This window comes from Lutibacter oricola (genome assembly GCF_900106565.1).
GTDB lineage: Bacteria > Bacteroidota > Bacteroidia > Flavobacteriales > Flavobacteriaceae > Lutibacter > Lutibacter oricola.
The window spans coordinates 52,312-72,120 of record NZ_FNNJ01000009.1 but is presented as its reverse complement, the minus strand read 5'-3'; the positions used below and the strand labels follow the sequence as shown (position 1 = coordinate 72,120).

Annotated in this window: 16 protein-coding genes; 8 read left to right on the top strand and 8 right to left on the bottom strand. The window is 30.1% G+C overall.

Annotation, left to right across the window (positions count from 1 at the left end; translation table 11 throughout):
• The first annotated feature begins 71 nt into the window (after window positions 1–71).
• The 5 genes from BLU40_RS14020 to BLU40_RS14000 all read left to right on the top strand — a co-directional run bounded on the left by BLU40_RS14020 (window position 72) and on the right by BLU40_RS14000 (window position 7,177).
• A complete protein-coding gene (locus tag BLU40_RS14020) occupies window positions 72–1,286 on the top strand; it encodes a 3-phosphoshikimate 1-carboxyvinyltransferase (RefSeq protein WP_090124858.1) in 1,215 nt (404 codons plus the stop codon).
• Window positions 1,287–1,374: 88 nt separating this feature from the next.
• On the top strand, window positions 1,375–2,424 hold the full coding sequence (gene queA / locus BLU40_RS14015) for a tRNA preQ1(34) S-adenosylmethionine ribosyltransferase-isomerase QueA (RefSeq protein WP_090124855.1): 1,050 nt from the start codon (window positions 1,375–1,377) through the stop codon (window positions 2,422–2,424).
• Between the two features lie 70 nt (window positions 2,425–2,494).
• On the top strand, window positions 2,495–3,532 hold the full coding sequence (gene rlmN, locus BLU40_RS14010) for a dual-specificity RNA methyltransferase RlmN (RefSeq protein ID WP_090124852.1): 1,038 nt from the start codon (window positions 2,495–2,497) through the stop codon (window positions 3,530–3,532).
• 38 nt (window positions 3,533–3,570) lie between these two features.
• Window positions 3,571–4,548, top strand: a complete 978-nt coding sequence (locus BLU40_RS14005) for a polyprenyl synthetase family protein (protein WP_090124850.1) — start codon at window positions 3,571–3,573, stop codon at window positions 4,546–4,548.
• On the top strand, window positions 4,526–7,177 hold the full coding sequence (locus tag BLU40_RS14000; RefSeq protein WP_090124848.1) for a DEAD/DEAH box helicase family protein: 2,652 nt from the start codon (window positions 4,526–4,528) through the stop codon (window positions 7,175–7,177). The genes BLU40_RS14005 and BLU40_RS14000 overlap by 23 nt, the downstream gene beginning before the upstream one ends.
• On the opposite strand, the gene BLU40_RS13995 is transcribed toward BLU40_RS14000, so the two are convergent.
• Complete coding sequence (locus BLU40_RS13995; RefSeq protein WP_090124845.1) at window positions 7,178–8,689, bottom strand: GH3 auxin-responsive promoter family protein; 1,512 nt, start codon at window positions 8,687–8,689, stop codon at window positions 7,178–7,180.
• 45 nt (window positions 8,690–8,734) lie between these two features.
• On the opposite strand from BLU40_RS13995, the gene BLU40_RS13990 reads away from it, so the two are divergent.
• Window positions 8,735–9,532, top strand: coding sequence for a DUF2797 domain-containing protein (locus BLU40_RS13990; protein ID WP_090124842.1), 798 nt, complete (start codon window positions 8,735–8,737; stop codon window positions 9,530–9,532).
• Between the two features lie 7 nt (window positions 9,533–9,539).
• A complete protein-coding gene (locus tag BLU40_RS13985; protein WP_090124839.1) occupies window positions 9,540–10,442 on the top strand; it encodes a YitT family protein in 903 nt (300 codons plus the stop codon).
• Between the two features lie 291 nt (window positions 10,443–10,733).
• On the opposite strand, the gene BLU40_RS13980 is transcribed toward BLU40_RS13985, so the two are convergent.
• Window positions 10,734–13,334: an AsmA-like C-terminal region-containing protein gene (locus BLU40_RS13980; protein ID WP_090124836.1), complete on the bottom strand. Its 2,601-nt coding sequence runs from the start codon at window positions 13,332–13,334 to the stop codon at window positions 10,734–10,736.
• Between the two features lie 76 nt (window positions 13,335–13,410).
• The gene (locus BLU40_RS13975) at window positions 13,411–14,100 is read right to left on the bottom strand and encodes a queuosine precursor transporter (protein ID WP_090124832.1); all 690 of its coding nucleotides are present in this window, start codon (window positions 14,098–14,100) and stop codon (window positions 13,411–13,413) included.
• A gap of 74 nt (window positions 14,101–14,174) precedes the next feature.
• Between BLU40_RS13975 and fabD the strand changes: the two genes are divergently transcribed.
• The gene (gene fabD, locus BLU40_RS13970; protein ID WP_090124830.1) at window positions 14,175–15,056 is read left to right on the top strand and encodes an ACP S-malonyltransferase; all 882 of its coding nucleotides are present in this window, start codon (window positions 14,175–14,177) and stop codon (window positions 15,054–15,056) included.
• A gap of 64 nt (window positions 15,057–15,120) precedes the next feature.
• Here the strand turns inward: fabD and BLU40_RS13965 are convergent, their stop codons facing one another.
• The 5 genes from BLU40_RS13965 to epsC form a co-directional block, all read right to left on the bottom strand.
• Entirely contained in the window at window positions 15,121–15,693 is a 573-nt protein-coding gene (locus BLU40_RS13965) for a hypothetical protein (protein WP_090124827.1), read from the bottom strand.
• Window positions 15,694–15,848: 155 nt separating this feature from the next.
• Entirely contained in the window at window positions 15,849–16,856 is a 1,008-nt protein-coding gene (galE, locus tag BLU40_RS13960; protein ID WP_090124824.1) for a UDP-glucose 4-epimerase GalE, read from the bottom strand.
• Window positions 16,857–16,859: 3 nt separating this feature from the next.
• Window positions 16,860–17,987 (bottom strand): DegT/DnrJ/EryC1/StrS family aminotransferase, encoded by a 1,128-nt coding sequence (locus tag BLU40_RS13955; protein ID WP_090124821.1) that lies wholly within the window; start codon window positions 17,985–17,987, stop codon window positions 16,860–16,862.
• Between the two features lie 88 nt (window positions 17,988–18,075).
• Window positions 18,076–18,960, bottom strand: coding sequence for a cysteine synthase CysM (cysM, locus tag BLU40_RS13950; protein WP_090124818.1), 885 nt, complete (start codon window positions 18,958–18,960; stop codon window positions 18,076–18,078).
• Window positions 18,957–19,748 (bottom strand): serine O-acetyltransferase EpsC, encoded by a 792-nt coding sequence (epsC, locus tag BLU40_RS13945; protein ID WP_090125053.1) that lies wholly within the window; start codon window positions 19,746–19,748, stop codon window positions 18,957–18,959. The genes cysM and epsC overlap by 4 nt, the downstream gene beginning before the upstream one ends.
• Window positions 19,749–19,809: the final 61 nt, after the last annotated feature.

Sequence of the window (19,809 nt, the reverse complement as noted above, 5' to 3'; positions counted from 1 at the left end):
TGCATACTATTTTTTGCGCATTAACTTTGCCAACTACTAACTAAATTAAAGGCTACAAGCCAATTGAAAGAATGGATTTGTTGAAACTGGAAAAAATAACTAAAACTGTAAACGGTACTGTAAAAATTACGGGTTCTAAAAGTGAATCTAACCGATTATTAATTTTACAGCAATTTTATTCAAATTTAGAAATAGAAAACATCTCAAATTCAGACGATTCTGAGTTAATGCAAAAAGCATTGGCAAATACAACCTCTAAAGTTAATATTGGTCATGCAGGTACTGCAATGCGTTTTTTAACAGCTTATTTTTCGGTAAAAGAAAATTCAGAAATTGTTTTAACAGGTTCTCATAGAATGAAAAACAGACCCGTTAAAATTTTAGTTGAAGCTTTAAGAAGTCTTGGTGCAAATATTGAATATTTAGAAAAAGATGGCTATCCACCATTAAAAATAAAAGGGCAAAAGTTAGTAGATAGTTTTGTTGAAATTGATGGAGGAGTTAGTAGCCAATACATTTCGGCATTATTATTAATTGCACCAACATTACAAAACGGACTTAAATTGAAGTTTAAGGGTAAAGTAACTTCAATACCATATATTAAAATGACACTTGGTTTGTTGCAAGAATTATTTATAGAAAGTTCTTGGGAAGGAGATACCATTACTATTTTGCCAAAAGCTAATTTAGAAACTAAAAAAGTTGTAATTGAGTCAGATTGGAGTTCGGCATCATACTATTATAGTTTAGTGGCTTTAAGTAAAAATGCCGAAGTTACAATTTCTTCATACAAACAAAACTCATTACAAGGAGATTCTGTTTTGGCAGAAATTTATAAAAATTTAGGAGTTGAAACTACCTACAAAACAAATGCATTAGTATTAAAAAATAATTCGGCAATTAATACATCGTATTTTGAAGAATTAAATTTGGCAAGTGCACCAGATATTGCCCAAACAATTGTAGCAACTTGTTTTGGTATGGGTGTTGCGTGTTATTTAACAGGTTTACACACACTTAAAATTAAAGAGACAGATAGATTAGTTGCTTTAAAAAATGAGATTGAAAAATTAGGAGGTAAAATTGAAATTACCAATGAGTCGTTACGATTATTTCCTTCAGAAAAAATAAACAAAAATATTGCAATTGCTACTTACGATGATCATAGAATGGCAATGGCATTTGCTCCTTTAGCACTTAAGGTTCCAATAGTAATTGAAGAGCCAGAAGTTGTATCGAAATCGTACCCAACTTTTTGGTTAGATTTTGAAAAAGTAACCCGTTAAAAATCTATTAAACAAACTTTTATTGCAAAATGCTTGACAACGCCTATGCCGATGTTGTATATTTGCGCACATTTAATAAGAAATATACATGAAGTTATCACATTTTAAATTCGATTTACCAGTAGACTTATTGGCTGAATACCCTGCAGAGCACAGAGATGAAGCACGTTTAATGGTGTTGAATAGAAAAGAGCAAACTATTGAACATAAAATGTTTAAAGATTTAATCGACTATTTTGACGAAGGTGATTTAATGGTTTTAAACAATACAAAAGTTTTTCCAGCTCGTATGTACGGTGAAAAGGAAAAAACTGGAGCAAGAATTGAGGTGTTTTTATTAAGAGAATTAAATGCCGAAAGTAGATTGTGGGATGTTTTAGTAGATCCAGCTCGTAAAATTAGAATTGGAAATAAATTATTTTTTGGTGATGACGAAAGTTTAGTAGCTGAGGTTATTGACAATACTACTTCTAGAGGTAGAACTTTACGTTTTTTATATGATGGTTCATATGAAGAATTTAGAAAAAAATTAGAAGAACTAGGAGAAACACCATTACCAAAATACATTCAAAGAGAGGTAGAACCTTCTGATGAAGAACGTTACCAAACAATTTATGCTAAACACGAAGGTGCTGTAGCTGCTCCAACGGCTGGTTTACACTTTTCTAAACACTTAATGAAGCGTTTAGAAATTAAAGGAATCGATTTTGGAGAAGTAACTTTACACGTTGGTTTAGGTACTTTTAGCGCTGTTGAAGTTGAAGATTTATCTAAACATAAAATGGACTCTGAGCAAGCAATTATTGATGCAGATACAACTAAAATTGTAAACGCAGCTATAGATAATAAAAAACGAATTTGTGCTGTAGGTACTACAGTAATGCGTGCTATGGAAAGTTCGGTATCTTCAAATCAGCATTTGAATGAGTTTAATGGTTGGACAAATAAATTTATTTTCCCTCCTTACGATTTTAGTATTGCAAACTCTATGATTACTAACTTTCATACACCAAAATCTACATTAATGATGATGGTTGCCGCTTTTGCTGGTTACGATTTTTTAATGGAAGCATATGAAGAAGCTGTAAAAGAAGGATATAAATTCTACTCTTATGGTGATGCAATGTTAATTATCTAAAAGAAAACAATATTTTAAATATTTTGAATTCCCGCTATTGCGGGAATTCTTTTATAAACCTGATTTTAAAATGAGTACAAAAAAAGATATTAGAGCTTTAACTAAAGATCAATTAAGAGATTTTTTTGTTGAACAAGGAGATAAAGCTTTTAGAGGAAATCAGGTATACGAATGGCTGTGGGCTAAAAGTGCTCACTCTTTTGAAGATATGACTAATATCTCTAAAGAAACACGCCAAATGTTGGAAGATAACTTTGTTATTAACCACATAAAAGTAGATACAATGCAGCGTAGTAATGATGGTACTGTAAAAAATGCAGTACGTTTACACGATGGTTTAATTGTAGAATCGGTTTTAATACCAACAGATACGCGTACTACTGCCTGCGTATCGAGCCAAGTAGGTTGTAGTTTAGATTGTAGTTTTTGTGCAACAGCAAGGCTAAAGAAAATGAGAAACTTAAATCCAGATGAGATTTTTGATCAAGTTTCAGCAATAAACCAAGAGAGTTTATTGTATTACAATCACAAATTATCTAACATTGTTTTTATGGGAATGGGTGAACCATTAATGAATTACAACAATGTTTTAAAATCTATTGAAAAAATTACTTCACCAGAAGGTTTAGGCATGTCGCCTAGAAGAATAACCGTTTCTACTTCTGGAATTCCAAAAATGATTAGAAAATTAGCAGATGATAATGTTAAATTTAATTTAGCCGTTTCGTTGCATTCAGCCATTGATGAAGTTCGTTCTAAAATTATGCCTTTTAGTAAAGCTTTTCCTTTAAAAGAATTAAAAGAAGCTTTGCAATATTGGTATGCAAAAACAAACAATGCAGTAACTTATGAGTATGTTGTTTGGAAAGGAATTAACGATTCTAAAGAAGCGATTAATGCTTTAGTAAAGTTCTGTAAGCACATACCGTGTAAGGTAAATTTAATTGAATACAACCCAATTGATGATGGGGAATTTCAACAAGCAAGTAACTCGGCGATTAATAATTATATTTCAAATTTAGAAATGCACGATATAACTGTAAATGTGCGAAGAAGTAGAGGAAAAGATATAGATGCAGCTTGCGGACAATTAGCTAACAAAAGTTAATTGTACATTCTAATTTTTTAGTTATTTTTGAGTACTAAATGAAACCAATAGAGCAAATTAAAAAACCGATTCTTACAGAAATGGAACTCTTTGAAGATAAATTCAAAGAAGCCATGCTTACCAAGGTACCTCTATTAAATAGAATTACACATTATATAGTTAGGCGAAAGGGAAAACAAATGCGACCAATGTTTGTTTTTTTAGTGGCTAAAATGGTTTCTAATGGTAAGTTTGAAGAAAGAACTTATAGAGGAGCTTCAATTATAGAATTAATTCATACGGCTACTTTAGTACACGATGATGTTGTTGATGAAAGTAATAGAAGACGTGGTTTTTTCTCGGTAAATGCACTTTGGAAAAATAAAATTGCAGTACTAGTTGGAGATTTTTTATTGTCTAAAGGCTTGTTATTATCTATAGATAATGAAGATTTTGATCTGCTAAAATTAATTTCTGTTGCCGTTCGTGAAATGAGCGAAGGTGAATTGTTACAAATTGAAAAGGCTAGAAAATTAGACATTACAGAAGATATTTACTTCGAAATAATAAGGCAAAAAACAGCTACCTTAATTGCTGCTTGTTGTGGTATTGGTGCAGCATCTGTTGGAAGTACTTCAGAAGAAATTGAAAAAATGCGAGAGTTTGGAGAGTTAATAGGTATTGCTTTTCAAATAAAAGACGATTTGTTTGATTATACCGATGCTCAAATAGGTAAACCAACAGGTATAGATATTAAGGAGCAAAAAATGACTTTACCTTTAATTTATACGCTAAATAATTGTAGCGATAAGGAAAGAAAATGGTTAATTCAATCGGTAAAAAAGCATAATAAAAATAAAAAAAGGGTAAAAGAAGTTATTCAGTTTGTAAAAGATAAGGGAGGTATTGAGTATACCGTTTCTAAAATGAAAGATTACCAAACAAAAGCTTTGGCTATTTTAAATAGTTATCCAACTTCGCCTTATAAAGATTCACTACTTACTATGGTAAATTATGTTATTGAACGAAAAAAGTAATAGTTCAATATTTAATAATTCTATCCGTTTCAAATATAGTTGGCGGGCTTATCAAGAAAAATTTTTAACCAACTTTCAACACCATTTTAAAGACAATCACTTACATGTAATTGCACCACCTGGAGCAGGTAAAACCATTTTAGGTTTAGAAATGGTATTAAGGGTAAATAGGCGAACATTAATTTTGGCTCCAACTTTAACCATAAAAAACCAATGGAATAAAAGATTTAAAGAGTTTTTTGATACTAAAAATAGCTTTAATAATATTTCTACAGATGTTAAGAGTTTAAAAAAACTAAACTTTAGCACATACCAAGGAGTTTATTCTTTATTTAAAGATTTTGAAGATAAAGCTGCATTTGTAAATTATTTTAAAACAAATCAAATTGAAGTTTTAGTACTCGATGAAGCGCATCATTTAAAAAGAGAGTGGTGGAAAGTTTTAATGGAGTTAAAAAATAATTCTTCACTAATAATTATTGCCTTAACAGCAACACCACCTTTTGATAGTTCTAACCTAGAAATGAATAGGTATTATGCTTTATGTGGACAGGTTGATGAAGAAATTTCGATTCCAGAATTGGTTGCAGAAAAGGCTTTATGTCCACATCAAGATTATATTTATTTTTCTACACCAGAAAAAACGGAGATAGATTATATTGTAAACTATAGATTACGAATAGGAACTTTTATTCAATTTTTAAAAGATGATAGGGCTTTTGTTGAGTTTCTTAAAAATCATCCGTATTATTTAAAAACGGAAATCGTTCTTGATGATATTTATAAAGATCCGTCTTATTTTTCGGCAATATTAATTTTTCTAAATCACGTTGGTGAGGTAATTTCCGAAGAAAAATTAAAAGTTTTAGGTTTTGAAGAAAAAGAAACTGTTGAATTTCCAGAGTTAACCAGAGATTGGATACGTTTATTACTTCAAAAAATATTGTTTGATGATAGGGAAACGCTTATAGAATTTGAAGAAATACTTGCTAGGGTAGAAAAGGATTTAAAAAAAATAGGAGGGATTCATAATAAAAAAGTAAACCTTTTATCTAACGATACTATTTTTAAAAAAATTACCAATAGTACTAGTAAACTTAATAGTGTTGTTTCAATTGTAAAATTTGAAAAGAAGCAATTGCAAAATGACTTAAGGTTGGTTGTGCTAACCGATTTTATTAGAAAGGAATTTTTTTGGTTGAATGAAGATTTTACAACTCAAATTAACAAAATAGGTGTAGTTCCAATATTTCATTATTTAAAAAAATATGTAGACGATACTTCTTCTTTAGCTGTATTGTCAGGAACTTTAGTTGTTGTAAATAAAGTTTGTGTAAATGAGTTGAAGGAATTATTTCCTAATAAAAAATTACATATAAAACCTGTTCCAAATAGCAATAATTTTGTTGAAGTTGAATTGCAAGGTGGATCTAAAAACTTAATTGTAGCTGCTATAACCAACTTGTTTGAACGCGGAATAATTAAAATTTTAGTAGGTACTAAATCTTTATTAGGTGAAGGTTGGGATGCGCCATCGATTAATTCATTAATATTAGCTTCAAATATAGGTTCGTTTGTGTCTTCAAACCAAATGAGAGGGAGAGCAATAAGGGTTAATGGAGAGCATAAAACCGGACATATTTGGCATTTGGCAAGTGTAGATTCTTCGAACCCAACTGGTGGAGATGATATAGAAAAACTAACGCAGCGGTTTGAGTCTTTTGTTGGATTAAGCGAACATGATAATAGTATTAAAAATGGGATTGGTAGAATAGAGTTACCACAATCTTTTGATGAGGTTGAGGTACAAAAGTTTAATGCGTTAACTTTTGAAAAAGCAAGTAACAGAAATGTATTAAAAACGAATTGGAATACTGCAATTGAAAATGGGTTTGAGCTTAAAAAGGTAATTAATTTAAAGTATTTAAACTTAAAAAAACATACTAAAAATAGCAAATCTAATTATAAGGATATGGTTAGAAATATGTTTGTAGAGTTGGGTATAGGTTTTCTATATTTTCTGTACGAGTTTGTTTTAAAAAACTTGTACCACATTGCTTTAGGAAATGTAGTTTACTTAATAAAGTACTTTTTTATTGGAATTTTTATGGTGTTTTTACCAAAAACAGTAATTGCAGTTAGATCGTATTTTATATTTGGAAGTGCTCATAAATTAATAGGTAAAATTGCAGAAACTATTTTACAATCAATGCAAGAAAGTAAATTGCTTACTACTAAAATAGATGCTATTACTATTGAATTAAATAGAAGTAAAAAAGGAATGTTGGAATGTACTTTAGTTGGTGCTTCATATTTCGAAAATTCTACGTTTGTAGCTAGTTTAGATGAGGTTTTAGCTCCAATTGATAGTCCAAAATATGTAATTGAACGTAAAAACTGGTTAAAGGATAAAATAGGAATTTATAATGTACACGCGGTTCCAAAAATATTTGAAACAAATAAAGTTGCTGCTCAATTATTTTTTAAAAATTGGAAAAAACACGTAGGTAAATCTAAACTTATTTATTGTAGAAATACCGTAGGGCGAAAATTAATTTTAAAGGCAAGGTTACATAATTTAGATTACTACATGAAAAAGAAATCTAAAACCGAAGTTCTTTGGAAGTAGTTAATTAAGTTTAATTAATTCATCTAAATGTTTTCTTGAATTCGAAAGCCTAGGAACTTTATGTTGTCCTCCTAATTTATTGTTCAGTTTTAGCCAATTATAAAACAAACCTTCTTTGGCTATATTAACTTTGGGCATTGCTAAAGTCATATTTAAATAGCGTTTGGCTTCATAATCTGAATTGATAGATTTTAAAGAATTATCTAGCAGCTCAGTAAAATAATCTATGTTTTGTGGATGTTTTTTAAATTCAATTACCCATTCGTGTCCACCACTTTTGTCTCCATTCATAAAAATTGGAGCAGCTGTAAATTCTAAAACTTCAGCATTAGTTTTTAAACAAGCTTGTTTTAAAGCTTCTTCAGCATTTTCAATAATTAATTCTTCGCCAAATACATTGATAAAGTGTTTAGTTCTACCTGTAATTTTAATTCGATGTGGTTCAAGAGAAGTAAATTTAATGGTGTCACCAATTAAATAGCGCCATAAACCTCCGTTGGTAGTAATTACAACCGCGTAATTAGTGTTTAGTTTTACTTTTTCAAGCGGTATAGCTTCAGAATCTTCACCCGCAAACTTATCCATTGGAATAAATTCATAAAAAATACCATAGTCCAACATTAGCAGCATTTCTGTTGAATTATTTACGTCTTGTATGGCAAAAAAACCTTCCGAAGCATTGTAGGTTTCGTAATATTTAAAATCTTTTTTAGGTATTAATTTTTTAAACTGTTCTCTATAAGGATTAAAATTTACACCTCCGTGAAAGTATACTTCCAGGTTTGGCCAAACCTCTAAAATGTTGTTTTTTCCTGTTCGTTCTAAAACTTTATTTAGTAAAACTAACATCCAGCTTGGTACACCTACTAAGCTTGTTATATCTTCATCAATAGTTTCTTCAATAATGGCTTGCATTTTAGTTTCCCATTCGCCCATTAAAGCTGTTTCTTGTTTTGGAGCGCTACTAAAATCTGCCCAAAAAGGCATGTTTTCAATAATTATAGCCGATAAATCTCCAAAATAAGTATCGTTATCTTCATAAACAGCACTGCTTCCTCCTAAACGTAACCCTTTACCAGTAAAAAGTTGAGCTTCTTCATTATTATTACAATAAAGGCACAACATATCTTTACCAGCTTTCATATGGCAATCTTCCAACGCTTCATCACTTACAGGTATGTATTTACTTTTAGAATTGGTGGTGCCGCTAGATTTTGCAAACCATTTTATATGCGTTGGCCAAAAAACATTTTGTTCTCCTTTACGAGTTCTTTCTATTAAAGGTTCAATAGATTCGTATTGTTGTATAGGTACTTTTAATGTAAATTGTTTGTAGTTTTTAATAGTTGAAAACTCATAGTTTTTACCAACTTCAGTATTTTTTGCTTTATTTAGAAGCTTAAATAACAGTTCGTGTTGAACATCAATTGGGTATTTTAAAAATAATTCCATTTGATGTTTCCTTTTTTTAAGGAACCAAGAAATTATTGAATTAAGTATTGTAAATGGCATTTTTTATTAACTATCTTTAGCGTGTTAAATTTAAGAAAAACTTTTATGCAATACACAGCAGTTTTAAAAAAAATGATGACAGAATTGGGCGAAGAAGTTCAATATTACCTTGATACTGATAATAATTTTTTGAACTTGAATCAATTATTGGGTAGAACCTTAGAAATTAGTTTTGAAGGTTACCAATGTATGTGTTGTGGAAAAGCAAAAAAAATATTTCGTCAAGGATTCTGTTACGATTGTTTTTATAAAAGCGCAGCAGTTGGAGATTGGATTATGAAACCAGAATTGAGTAAAGCGCATTTAGATATTGAAGATCGTGATTTAGCATACGAAAAAGAAGTGCAATTGAAGCCACATATTGTGTATTTAGCACTTTCTAGCAATGTAAAAGTTGGTGTAACGCGTAAAACACAAGTTCCAACACGTTGGATAGATCAAGGAGCTACTAAAGCAATTGAAATTGTTGAAGTGCCAAATAGATATTTAGCCGGTATTACCGAGGTTGCTTTAAAAGAGTTTGTTGCCGATAAAACAAGTTGGCAAAAAATGCTTAAAAACGATATTTCTGAAGAAGATTTAATTGAAACTCGAGAGAAGTTAAAACAATACATTCCAGAAGAAGTAAAGCCTTACTTTTTAGAAAATAATAACAATGTTACTGAAATTAAGTATCCAGTTCAACAATATTCTAGCAAGGTAAAATCTTTAAATATTGAGAAAACTCAAAGTTACACAGGTAAATTAATTGGAGTAAAAGGGCAGTATTTGTTATTCGAAGATTCAACTGTTTTTAATGTTAGAAATAATGAAGGTTTTAAAGTATTAATTTCAATTAATTAACTAATATATGAGTAATAAATCGTTTTTAATAAACCAAAAAAGTACATTCAAATTTAATTTAACACATATAGGTAAAGATGTATTGTTCATTTTAGTAGGTGTGTTTTGTGCAGGTTTTGGTTTAAAAGGATTTTTATTACCTAATTTATTTATTGATGGTGGTGCAATGGGAATTGCTTTATTAATTTCTGAAACCACAAAATTTCCACTTTCTGTATTAGTTGTAGTTGTTAATTTACCTTTTATTATTTTAGGTTTTTGGCAAATTGGAAAGCAATTTGCTTTCAAAAGTATTTTTGCAATTGTTATGTTGGCATTGTCAATTTATCTAATTCCTTATCCGTTGATTACTTCCGATAAGTTATTAATTGCTGTTTTTGGCGGATTCTTTTTAGGTGGTGGAATTGGTTTATCAATTCGTGGTGGTGCAGTTATAGACGGTACTGAGGTTTTAGCAATATATTTAAGTAAAAAAACGGGGCTTTCTATAGGAGATATAATTTTACTTTTTAACGTTGTAATATTTTGTTTTGGAGCTTATATTTTATCTGTTGAAGTTGCATTATATGCAATGTTAACATATATAGCGGCTGCTAAAACAGTAGATTTTATTATTGAAGGAGTAGAGGAGTACACGGGTATTACAATTATTTCAGACAAAAGTGAAAGTATTAGAGAAATGATAACCGAGACATTAGGAAGAGGATTAACTATTTATTCTGGTAAAGGCGGATATGTAAAAGAAGGAAAATCATCAGAACCAAAAGATATTATTTACACAATAGTAACTAGGCTAGAAATTAGAAAGTTAAAAACTGAAATTGACAAAATAGATCCAGATGCTTTTTTGTTTATGAATAGCATTAAAGATACCAAAGGTGGTATGATTAAAAAGAGGCCTCTAAAATAAGGTTCGAGTTAACAATATACTGCACAAGTAACATTAATTAGAGTTAAATATTGATGTCTTTTATTTGAAGACTCAACTATTTTTAACCTAAAAAATACCAAAATTTTAAAATTTCAAAAATAGGGTTTTGACTTTTTTTAGTTGGGATTTATATTTGTAAATGTTTCTTTTTAGTGATGCTGTGCATTTACTTTATGTTTCACTTACACTTATAAATCAATAAGTAGCTTATTTTGTTACCTATTTGATTTAAATATTTCAAAAAGTATGCCAAAAATATTGGCATTAAGTTTACTGTTTTTTAGCAGTGTCTCTCTTTTTCTTTTTAAACAATCCTTTAATTAAGTCGTTTGCCGTATTTTTAATTAAGTCGTTCGAATTGGTTTTTGTAGAGTCTGTTTCTTTTTTGTTATCGTTTAATAATTTAGTTAACTCGTTAGTACCTTTATCAATTAATTTATTTTTTTGCTTAGCAACTAATTGTTTTGTTAGGTTGGTTACAGCTTGTTTTAAATCGGTTTTTACACTTGGTTTTGTAAATGACCCTAAAATATTTGCCGTTACAGGAACGGTAATTTTATCCTTTTCTTGTTCGCTTAATTTTGCAATAAGGTTTGCAGCATCACCACCTAAATATTTTGCAGGCACATCAAAAGTAACATTGTAATCCATTGTTTGGTCAAAACCGTGTTTACCACTAATTTCAATAGGAATATCTTTATAATCTACATTAAAAGGTTTAATAGCAACTTTTCCATTTTCAAAAGCTATTGAGGCTTTAATTTTATCTAAATCTAGTTTTTTTAAATCAATAAAATTAAGGTTAGAGCTTAATAACGAAAGTGCTTTAGAGTTTTCTAAACTAGTTTTTGAAGTTAATAATTCAGAAAGACCATTACCACTAATTGTAGCAAGATTTGGAGTTAAATCATCATTTAAATTACCCGAAACTTTTAAATCAGTATTTATTTTTCCCTGAAGTGTATTTGCAATTGGTGCCAAAGCACTAAACATATCTAATTGGGTGAAAGATTGCGCAATGTCAAAATTTTTAATACCCATATTAAAAGCAAAAGTTGGTGTTTTGGTTTTGGTAGAAACATTTCCATTTAAAACAATATTACCATTAAATAAGCTAGATGATAAATTTTTTAAATCTACTTTTTCATCTTTTATAATTAATGTTCCTTTTGTGTTTTTTAAGTTTAAATTATCATAAACAACATTTGAAGCATTTGCAGTAATGGTACAATCTAAAAATGAAGGAATTTTTAATTGCTCTGTTGTTGTGTTTTCGGTAGATTCTTTTTCTGAAGTTTCAGCTTCAGCAACCATAAAATCGTTTACATTAAAGTTGTTAGAATTTAGGTTAAAATTCCCTTTTATATCTTCATTATTTAGAACAAAGCCAATTAGGTTTTCTATGGTTCCGTTCATTTTTAAATCAGATTTTCCTGTTTTGGCTTCAAAATTATTTAACTGTACCGTTCTAGTATTAAAAGTAACTTTTGCGGTAGAAATATCTAACGGACTTGCCATTTCATCTCCTTCATAATTAAAATTAGACAAATTAATATGACCAGAATTTTGGGTGTTTTCATACTGCTTATTTTCAATAGATTTCATATCAAAAGCAGTTTCAAAATCTGCATTTACAATTCCTTGTAAATTTTTAACATTTTCCATTGGGTATGCCTTGCTAATTTTTACTAAATCTATAGTTCCTTTAGCTTTGGCTTTTACTTTAGGGTTGTTAATTATATTGCTAATAAATGCACTTGAAGTAAAAGCATCATCATCAATTTTAAACGATAAATTTTGAATATTCACCTTTGTATCGTTGGTAATTCCAGTAGTATTTAAAATGGTTGTTTTTATTTGAATGTTTTCAATAGTTTTTGGTAAATCTGGATACTTAAAACTTGCATTGTTAGAGGCTAGTTTAATAGTTAATTTTGGAATGTGTTTATCGTCAATAATTCCATTAGCGTTTCCTTCAACAGAGAATTTACCAGTTGTTTTTACATCACTAATATCTTTTGAGTATTGTTCAGGAATTAGTGCTAAAAAGTTTTTAAATTCAGATGAAGGAGTTTTAAAATGAATATCAATTTCTTGATTTGATTCATTCATTTTTACAAACCCATCAAAAATTAAAGGGAGTTGGTTTATAAGCGCTTCGTTTTCTAAAAAAGTAAATTTTTGTTCGTTCAAATCCATTGCTATAGCTGCTTTTAACTGGATTGAATTATTTTTTAAATAGCTAGCATCTTCATAATTAAATGAAACGTTAGAGCTAGTTTCTGTTTTAAGTTCAGAAACAGCTTCAGAAAAATTACCACTTCCTTTATGGTTAAAGTTTTCTAGTTTTAAAGTCATTTTTGAAGAAGTATCTGTATAATAAATATTACTATTTTCAATGGAGTAGCCATCTAATTGTAACTTTAGCCCACTTTTTTCTTCGTTATTTTCTGTAGTTGAGGTTGTGTTTTCTTTAGCAATATTATAATTTGCTTCTCCGTTTTTATTAACTAAAACATTAATATTTCCTTCTTCAACAGAAATATAACTCACTTTTATTTTGTTAGATGAAGATGAGAATAAACTCGAAATGGGCATTTTAAGAGCAATATTTTTTACACTTGCCAACGTATCTCCTTCAAAAGGTTTTTTGTTGATAATTAATAAGTTGTTTAAGCTAACTTTTGCATTTGGAAAGCTAGAAATTAAACTAATATCAACATTGTTAAAATCTACTTTTGCATTTACATTGTTGTTTGCAGTTTCTTTTATAAGTTCTACAATTTTATCTTCAAAAAAATAAGGAATGGCTATTAATATTCCTAAAATAACAATTAATAAACCTATAAATATTTTTACAACTTTTTTCATAAATCAAACAATTTTAGCGAGTTCAAATAAAACGAAAAAAAATGAAGAATAGTAAAAATATTATGCTAAAATTTTATTAATGAATTTGAATTTCTTCACCAACTTTTAATTTAAATCTACTTCTAAATAAAAACACAATAAAATATAATATTGGTGTGTCTAAAAGTGCAATTAATATTTTAAACAAAAATCCACTAATTACAAGTGTATAGAATAAGCTCCACGGTAAAACTTTAAAACTACAAAGTAAAGTTACTACCGTTAGTGTATCTATTAATTGAGAAGAGAAGGTAGAGAAATTATTACGCAACCATAAATGTTTACCATTAGTTATGCGTTTCCAAAAGTGAAAAACTTTTATATCAATAAATTGCGCAAATAAATAGGCCAACATCGATGCTAAAACGGCTATTGGTGACAGGCCAAAAACTTGAGAGAAAATAGCATTATTTACCGGAGAGCTCTCAATAGCAGGTGTATAATTAGCTACAAACACAATTAGCATAGAGAAAAAGGAAGCAAAAATACCGGCAATTACAACTTGATTAGCCTTTTTTCTTCCATATATTTCTGAAATTATATCGGTAACTAAAAAAGTAATTGGATACGGTAAAATACCTACAGAAAGTTCAAACCTAAACAATCCAAATGGGTTCCAATAAAAGAATTTTTGAAATATTAAGTTCGAAGCTACTAAAGCTGCTATAAACATAGAAGCTAAAATTAAATAAATTGTAAGCGCTTCAGATTTAAGTTTGTTATTCATTTGTAGTTACTTGACACGAATATAACAAATAATTACTATTTTTGCATCTTGAAATTAAATTGAAACAATACAATATGAAAGCATATATTTTTCCAGGTCAAGGAGCACAATTTACAGGTATGGGATTAGATTTATACGAAAACCATCCTGCTGCTCAAGAATTATTTGAACAAGCAAACGAAATTTTAGGATTCCCAATTACAGATATTATGTTTGAAGGAACTCCAGAACAATTAAAACAAACAAAAGTAACACAACCAGCTATATTTTTACACTCTGTAATTTTAGCTAAAGTTTTAGGAGACGATTTTAAACCAGAAATGGTTGCTGGTCATTCTTTAGGAGAACTTTCTGCGTTGGTAGCAAATGGTGTTTTAACTTTTGAAGATGGTTTAAAACTAGTTTCAAAAAGAGCTTTAGCTATGCAAAAAGCGTGTGAAGCTCAAGAATCTACAATGGCAGCAGTGTTAGGGTTAGATGATGAGGTTGTTGAAGAAGTTTGTGCTAGTATTGATGGAGTTGTAATTGCAGCAAATTATAACTGTCCAGGTCAATTAGTTATTTCTGGAGAAATTGAAGCTATTGACAAAGCGTGTGCAGCGTTAACTGAAAAAGGAGCAAGACGTGCATTAAAATTGCCAGTTGGAGGAGCATTTCACTCACCTTTAATGGCGCCAGCTAGAGAAGAGTTAGCTGAAGCAATTAAAAACACAACATTTAGTGAACCTACTTGTCCGGTTTACCAAAATGTAGTTGCTAAAGCTGTGACTAGTCCAGAAGAAATTAAAGAGAATTTAATTGCACAATTAACGGCTCCAGTACGTTGGACACAATGTGTACAAGCTATGATTGCGGATGGCGGTACTGAATTTGTTGAAGTTGGTCCTGGTAAAGTATTACAAGGCTTAATGCGTAAAATTGATAGAAGTGTTGCTGCAAGTGGAGCAAGTATCTAAAATAAAAGAATAGAACTAAAAAAAGCCGCTTTAAGCGGCTTTTTTTATGGTTATAATATTTTTATTAATCGTCAGTTAATGTATATGTAATTGTTAATGTTTCTGATTGATCTGAATTTAATTTAGAATAATAATCTTTATCGCTACTTTTTGTTAAGTAATAAAGTACTCTGTGTCCTTTGTTTGGCCCATTTCCTGTGTATGCACTTCCAATTCCAGTAATTATTGAGATTGCTTCAGTGCCTGATAATTTCATAAGATATTTAGAAGAGCTACCCATTTGCCCGCTTCCACCTTTTGCATCTCCCCATGCATAAATATATAACTGTAATCCATCGGCAACTTTCCCGTCAGTAATTTGCACATTAACACTTCTAGATGCGTTTTTTGAACCAACTATTGATGAGTAGTTAATCCACATATCATAATTCATATTTGTAATTTTTACAGCACTTCCGGCTTCAGTTGGAGCTTGTATGTTGAATTCGATGTTTTTATCTTTTGAAGATTCTAAATCTAGTAATGCAACTTCTGGTACTCCTATTGTTACGTTATGAACATCTTTATGCGTGTCTTGAGCGTACGTTGTAAACGTAGCTGCAAAAAGTAAGATTAGTATATATATTCTTGAATTCATAATTTTCAATGATTAATTATACGTCAAAAATATTGTTGTTTTTGGGTGTAATTTGAAAATTAAGACAAGTAAGGTTTAACTATCGATAAACAGAAAATTACTGTCGATAAATGGATTTTAATAAAAAAGCCTCTGAAAATCAGAGGCTTTTTTTATTATAAAGTTTCTTGCCATTTCCAGGCCGATAGTAGTGCATCGTCTAAAGTAAGTTCCGTTTTCCAACCTAATTCATCTTTAGCATAATTTGTATCTGCATAAGCTGCAGTAATATCACCAGCTCTTTTATCAACTAGTTTGTAGTTTACTTTTTTACCCGTAACTTTTTCAAAAGATTTAATTACTTCTAAAACAGAGTTTCCTTTACCGGTACCTAAATTAAATACTTCGTATTGTGCTTTATTGTTATCTTCAATTAATCTTTTTAAAGCAACAATATGTGCTTTTGCTAAATCTACTACGTGAATGTAATCACGAACAGCAGTTCCATCAGGAGTATCGTAATCGCTACCAAAAACAGAAAGCTCTTCTCTAATACCAGCTGCAGTTTGCACAACAAAAGGAATTAAGTTTTGAGGTACACCAATTGGTAATTCTCCAATTTTTGCAGTTGCGTGTGCTCCAATAGGATTGAAGTAACGTAAAGCAATTGCTTTTAATTCTGAAATTTTAGTAGCATCTTTAATAATCTCTTCACCAATTTGTTTAGTATTTCCATAAGGAGATTCAGCAGGTTTTATTGGTGCGTTTTCAGTAATTGGTAATTCATCCGCTTGCCCGTAAACTGTACAAGAAGAACTAAAAATGAAATTATTTAAGTTGTTAGCTTTTAATTCTTGAAGAATGTATACTAAAGTTCCAATATTGTTTTCGTAATATTCTAATGGCTTTTGAACACTTTCACCTACAGCTTTTGATGCTGCAAAATGAATTATTCCATCTATTTTATTATTTGCAAAAAAATCTTTAACAGCAGCTTTTTCTCTTAAGTCTATATTAAAATAAGCTGGTTTAGTTCCAGTAATTGATGTTATTCTATCTAAAACTTCAATACTTGAATTCGATAAGTTATCGATTATTAAAACTTCAAACCCTTCATTTTGTAGTTCAACCACGGTGTGAGATCCAATAAATCCTAAACCTCCTGTTACTAATACTTTTTTCATAATTTATTTAATAAAATTTAATATTGTAGATGTAATAAATTCTAATTGTTCTTCCTCTAACTCAGTATGCATTGGTAAAGAAATAACTGTATCTTTTAATTCATTGGTTACAGGAAAGTCTGCTTCGTTGTAACGTTCATCTGCATATGCTTTTTGACTATGTAATGGAACTGGGTAATATATTGCATTTGGAATTCCATTATCTAATAAATGCTGATGTAATTCATCACGTTTACCATTTAATATTTGTAATGTGTATTGGTGAAATACGTGCGAAGTAAAATCACTTATTGCAGGTGTTACAATGTTTTGGTTTGAAGCGAATGCATTAGAATAATAAGCTGCAGCTTTTCCTCTAGCTTCACAATAACCATTTAATAATGGTAATTTAATTCTTAAAATAGCAGCTTGAATACTGTCTAATCTAGAATTTACTCCAACTACATCGTGGTAATAACGTTTGTACATTCCGTGGTTTACCATTCCTCTAATAATATGAGCTAAATCATCATCATCAGTAAAAATTGCACCACCATCACCGTAACATCCTAAATTTTTAGAAGGGAAAAAAGAAGTTGTACCTACATTACCAATAGTTCCAGCTTTCTTTTTAGAACCATCTTTAAACGTATAATTTGCTCCAATTGCTTGTGCAGTATCTTCAATTACAAATAAGTTGTGCTCTTTTGCAATTTCCAAAACAGCATCCATATTTGCGCACTGTCCGTATAAATGAACTGGCACAATAGCTTTTGTTTTTGGTGTAATTGCTTTTTTAATAGCATTAATATCTATATTGAAGGTGTCTTTTTCAACGTCAACCAAAACAGGTGTTAAGTTTAGCAACCCAATAACTTCAACAGTAGCTGCAAAAGTAAAATCGGCTGTAATAACTTCATCACCAGGTTGAAGACCTAATCCCATCATTGCAATTTGCAAAGCATCTGTACCGTTGGCACAAGGAATTACGTTTTTAACACCTAAATATTCTTCTAATTCTTTTTGAAAAGCGTGGACTTCTGGTCCGTTTATATATGCTGTAGATTTTAAAACTTCTAAGACTTTTTCGTCTATTTGTTTTTCTATTTTATTGTATTGACCCTTTAGGTCAACCATTTGAATTTTATTCATTGGTAAGTAACTAAGGATTTGTGAGTCACAAAAATACAATAAAAGCGTATGTAATACAATTAATAAATGTTATAAAAACTACAACGTTTTATTCAAATAAGTCAGATGATAAATAACGATCACCTCTATCAGGAATTATAGTAACTAATTTGCCATTTTCAATGGTTTCTGAAAGTTTAATAGCAGCAACAACAGCACCACCACCACTCATTCCGCAGAAAACACCTTCTTCTTTAGCTAATCGTTTGGTCATTTCTCGAGCTTCATCTTCATTAACTTCGATTACTTGATCTACTTTTTTAGGGTTGAAGATTTTTGGTACAAACTCAGGAGACCATTTTCTAATTCCAGGAATACTTGAACCGTCCATAGGTTGTGCTCCAATAATTTGAATTTCGCTATTTTGTTCTTTTAAATAAGTAGAAGTTCCCATAATTGTACCAGTAGTTCCCATTGCAGATACAAAGTGAGTGATTTCTCCATTTGTAGCTTCCCAAATTTCTGGCCCTGTGGTTTTGTAGTGAGCTTTCCAATTATCGTCATTTGCAAATTGATCTAAAATAACATAACCTTTTTCTTTGGCTACTTTTTCAGCATAAGCTCTAGAACCTTCAATACCAACATCTTTTGAAGTTAAGGTAACTTTTGCACCGTAAGCACGCATTGTTTGTACACGTTCTTTAGTGGAATTTTCAGGCATTACCAACTCCATTTTTAAGCCGTATTGTTGAGCAACCATAGCTAAAGCAATACCAGTGTTTCCACTTGTAGCTTCAATTAAATAATCACCTTTTTTTATATCACCACGTTCTAAAGCAGAAACAATCATATTTCTTGCAGCACGATCTTTTACACTTCCTGCAGGATTGTTTCCTTCTAGTTTTACGTATAGTTCAATTTCTTTTTTTTGTATTACAGAATTTAGTTTTACTAGGGGTGTGTTTCCTACTAAACTAGTTATATTTTCGATCATACTTTCTTTTGCTTAAGTTGTGTTTCTGGTTTGTGATAAACCAAAGAGTTTGGTGGTACAGATTCTGTAATCCATACGTTACCTCCAATAATACAATTTTCTCCAATCACTGTTTCTCCTCCTAAAATTGTGGCGTTTGCGTAAATAGTTACATTATTTTCTACAGTAGGATGACGCTTTACATTTTTCAACTCTTTAGAAACTTGTAAAGCACCTAAAGTAACACCTTGATAAATTTTTACATTATCTTTAATTATACACGTTTCACCAATTACAGTTCCTGTTGCGTGGTCAATAAAAAATGATTTTCCAATAGTTGCTCCAGGATGAATATCAGTTCCTGTTTTACTATGTGCATATTCACTCATTAATCGAGGAATAAGAGGTGCTTTTAATTTAAAAAGTGAATGACTTAACCTATAAATAGCAACGGCATAAAATCCTGGGTAAGCTAAATAAACCTCTTCAATATTGTTAGAAGCAGGATCATTATCAACTAAAGATTTAGCATCTGCATTTAGATTTTCAAAAATTTCTGGTAATCCTCTTAAAAAATCATTCCAAATATCTTCGCAGCAATGATTAACGCTTTTAATAGCTAAGTTGTAAATTTCTTTAAAATCTGCTTCTAATTGCTCAATATTATTTTCAACGCATTCATTAGAATCGAATAGAGTATTGAACAAATTGTTTGTAAAAGCTTCTGTTTTTCGCTTTAAACTAAAATCTAATTGAGGTTTGTTTTTACTCTCAATTATTTTATGAATTATGTTCTCTTTAGCTGTCATAAATTTACGCTTTGCCTTTTTTGTCGCTACTTTAATTAAATAATTACTATACATTATAAAA